Annotated in this window: 3 protein-coding genes and 1 pseudogene; 1 reads left to right on the forward strand and 3 read right to left on the reverse strand. The window is 60.0% G+C overall.

Annotated elements, in window-relative coordinates; genetic code table 11:
* The first annotated feature begins 70 nt into the window (after positions 1-70).
* Positions 71-262 carry a hypothetical protein gene (locus tag HMPREF3172_RS05980; protein WP_141738026.1) on the forward strand — a complete coding sequence of 64 codons (192 nt, stop codon included), beginning with the start codon at positions 71-73 and terminating at the stop codon, positions 260-262.
* Positions 263-979: 717 nt separating this feature from the next.
* On the opposite strand, the gene HMPREF3172_RS10525 is transcribed toward HMPREF3172_RS05980, so the two are convergent.
* The 3 genes and pseudogenes from HMPREF3172_RS10525 to HMPREF3172_RS06005 all read right to left on the reverse strand — a co-directional run bounded on the left by HMPREF3172_RS10525 (position 980) and on the right by HMPREF3172_RS06005 (position 3,243).
* Entirely contained in the window at positions 980-1,432 is a 453-nt protein-coding gene (locus tag HMPREF3172_RS10525) for a hypothetical protein (RefSeq protein WP_141738923.1), read from the reverse strand.
* Positions 1,429-2,058 carry a DUF6973 domain-containing protein gene (locus tag HMPREF3172_RS06000; protein WP_019174424.1) on the reverse strand — a complete coding sequence of 210 codons (630 nt, stop codon included), beginning with the start codon at positions 2,056-2,058 and terminating at the stop codon, positions 1,429-1,431. The genes HMPREF3172_RS10525 and HMPREF3172_RS06000 overlap by 4 nt, the downstream gene beginning before the upstream one ends.
* Before the next feature lie 219 nt (positions 2,059-2,277).
* A pseudogene (locus HMPREF3172_RS06005) lies at positions 2,278-3,243 on the reverse strand (IS481 family transposase).
* Positions 3,244-3,587 lie beyond the last annotated feature (344 nt).

Consider the following 3,587-nt stretch of genomic DNA (forward strand, 5'->3'; position numbering starts at 1 on the left):
GCGAAGATGCCGAATCTTTGTCAGACACGCCCTAGCCACGAAGGCTGGGCGGCAGGACCAGGTCGAGTGGGTGGAGAAGATCGGGAGACCAGCAAAGGATCGACGCGATGGCGTGCTGCACGCCGTGACGTTCACCGCTTCGGACGATCGTCAGGCAATAGGCGCCTTTGCTTCGGAGAAGGGCCCGCAGCGGTACGGCATCGCCGAGCTGCGCGAGGTCACTCGTCGACTCATCCACGCCTCGAGTACTCTGCCAGTATGACCGTCGCCGGGACCGGGAGGAGAGGACCCTGCGTGGGGTGGCGAGGCGGATCTCGGCGAGAGGGGAGCAATCGGCTTCACCGGGGCAACCGAGCGAACCGTGCTTCCGGCACTATGGGTGCGGCCAGGACACAGCCGCACCTCGCTATCGTAAACTCAACAAGAACGGGAGTTAACGGCGCTCAGGCATGACGACCATCCGAGGCCAAAACTATGCATCCGATGCAGATTCCGTCGTTACAAACGATCGAGAACCCCCGGCTATCGCACCAGCTCAGACAGAAGACCCCGAGAGGTCGATAGTTGCTTGCAACGACGTGGTAGTTGAAAAACCGGGACTGCACTATCAGTTTCGAGACCAGGACTCTCGTCTTTGCTGTGTCGCGCCCCCTCGCCATGGTCCGACGTTGCAACAACGTCGCTACCATGACCAAGAGGATGAGCGCTCCGAATATGAGAGCCGCCCAGATTGCTCCGTGGCCCAGCCCGACCATCTAAACAGCTCCACGAAATCCTCGTCCGGCGGTATTGAACGTCGCAGCGACGATCGCAGCGACAATCATGAAGCTGAGAATGAATAGCGAGAACAAGTCCGTGAGAGCGATTCGGGAGGAACGGCTAGTCTGAAATTCATCCGCCGCCACCTCTTCCGACAGTCGCATCGGGCGATGGGATTGGCAGACCTCATCCATGCGAGTGACCCTGACTAGCGTTAGCGCTACGTCGCGGGTGTCATCACGGCGACGCCATCCTTATCCGCACTGGTCCACAGCGTTCCCTGAGCGTAGACGCTTGGACCGGAGTGCGACAAAGAGCAGAACTCCAGTTCTGACCTTGAGATGGTGAGCGTGGTGACATCGTCGGCGGTACGGAACAATAGCCACTGCGATGCGTCACTGGCATTGGTGTCGATGTCAGCGGCAGCGTTCACAAATGCTTGGTCCAAATTGCGCGGAGCTTGGTCGTATGGGCATAGCACCAGGACCTCGTCCCAGTTCTTCCCGTCGACCTTGTCAGGGAGTCTAAAAGCGCTGCCTTCTTCGCTAACCTGCAGAACTCGTGACTCAAAGTCGCCGGATCCCGAACAACCGGTTAGCGCGAGCGTCGCCGTCAGCGACGCACTGAACGCTAGGATGCTCGGGATCCGTCTTAGACTAGGGGAGATCATCACTTCAGGGTAACGAGTTTGCCGCTGTTGGCGCGGCTCTTGCACTCGGTGTGGCTCTTGGAAGTGGTCTTCTTCGCCTTGCCGATGGCCCGACCTGTCTTGTTGTTCGCGAGGTCCATCTTCTTCTCTTTCGCCGGGCCGTTTCGGATGGCCTCGTGGTTGGAGGCGATCTTCATTGCCCCGCTTTCGCCGATGCTAATCGTCATACGGGCGTTCCAGTAGCAGTGCCGGTAGGCGTCGCCCTTGCCGTTGTGCAGCGTGTTTGAAGCGAAATGACTCGCAGCCGAGTTCGATGCGGTTGTGGCATCTTTGGCTGCCCGGTTGCAGGAAACCAGGTCGACGTGGATCACGCACGCTGCCTTCTCAAGGCCGGACCAGATGATGTCGGAGTATGCGAACGTCGACACGCTGGGTGTCCACTCATCGCTTTGAAGCACTTCCTCCTGCTGTTCTTCACTGAGCACTTCCAGATCCTGCAGGAACTGCTCCTGCTCAGCGGGTGTCAGCTGCTCCAAGTCTGCGAATGGAGTGTCGGACGCTTCGATCTGCTTGATCAGTTCGGTTTCTCCTTCTTGGGCGAACGCGGCCGATGGGGCTGCCAACCCTGCGGTGGCGAGAGCCACGATCATGCCAAATCCCGCGATTCGCTTCAAAGCTCGTTTCTCACTCACAACGTCCTCCAGTCGCATATGACTCTGAAGCAACCGACGGAATGCCGGCCGCTAGTGCTAAGTGTTGTCACCTTCGCCGAAGAGGTCATACCTCAAACGAGGTATTCTTGCGAGCCAATTCATGGGGCCGGGGCCATCAGCCTCCCGTGTCTCCGCCCGAAAGTCCGAAGAACCGAGCTAGTTGTAGTTCCTCGTGAGGTTGTGAACGCGATCTGACGGGGTCAGCCCTCCGATCCCGGTATGGGGTCGGTGATGATTGTAGTGATGGAGCCAGGCAGTATAGGTCGCGGCCCTGGCTTCATCACTGTCATACGTCTCGGCGTACGCCCATTCCTGCGCAAGGGTGCGGTTGAACCGTTCGACCTTGCCGTTGGTCTGCGGACGATACGGACGCGTGCGTCGGTGCTTCACCCCCTCGCCCAATGCGGCAGCGAAGGCGTGGGAACGGTAACAGGAGCCGTTGTCGGTCATCACCCCGGTCACGGTGACCCCTGCATCCGTGAAGAAAGCGCGCGCCCTGTTCCAGAACCCGGCAGCGGTCTCTTTGCGTTCATCGTCGAGGATCTCGGAATACGCCAGGCGTGAGTACCCATCGACGGCATGATGCAGATAGGCGTAGCCGCGGCCTTGCTTCTTGTTGTTCCGGTTCCCGAGTGTTCTGCCGAGCATGCGATGCCCGCCACCATCCGGGATCCGTCCGAGCTTCTTGATATCCACATGCACGAGTTCGCCCGGACGGGTCATCTCGTAACGGGCCGGCCTCGTCTTACGGACCGGGAGGCCGGTCGCCTAATCGATGTGGTCCAAGCGTGGCATTCGGTAGCGTTCGAGTACTCGGCCCACAGTCGCACGTGGAATCCCGAGGTGATAGCTGATCCGGTGCGGGCCCCAGCGCCGGTTGAAACGGAGCGAGATGATCCGGTGTTCTCGTTTCTTGGGGAGACGGCCAGGACTTGTGTGCGGGCGCGAGGAGCGGTCGGTCAGCGGTTGCCCTGACCGATACCGGACCGCCCATTTCCCGGCGGTCGCAGGCGAGACTTGGAACCGTTCAGCGGCGCGGCGGATCGGCCAGTCCTCTTCAACGATCAGGATGGCGAGACGACGGCGTCCCTCAGGGGTGAGGGGTGCGTTAGCGTGGGGCATGAAGACCTCCGGTGTGCGGATGCGAGTGTGGTAATCCACATCCTGCCGGAGGTCTTCACCTCAGTTCAGGCGTTCACAACGTCCCAAGGAACTACAGCTAGTTCTATCATTCGTCTGTCCAGTCAAGAGTCGCTACGTTCTTCGCGGCAACGGCCTCTGGGACGAGGCCGTCGGTCTCGACACGATGGACGTTACCTTGCCACCGCGTGGTCGAGGCGATCTGCAATTCTGGCGGTGTGCTCGAGCTGGGGTTCGAGGCTCTCAGTGGTTTCGCGGTGCCTAAGTCGAGCCGCTAGCGCATAGCAACACTTAGGGCGTGTCTGACAAAGATTCGGCATCTTCGC

The organism is Brevibacterium sp. HMSC08F02 (genome assembly GCF_001807555.1).
Classification (GTDB): Bacteria; Actinomycetota; Actinomycetes; order Actinomycetales; family Brevibacteriaceae; genus Brevibacterium; species Brevibacterium ravenspurgense.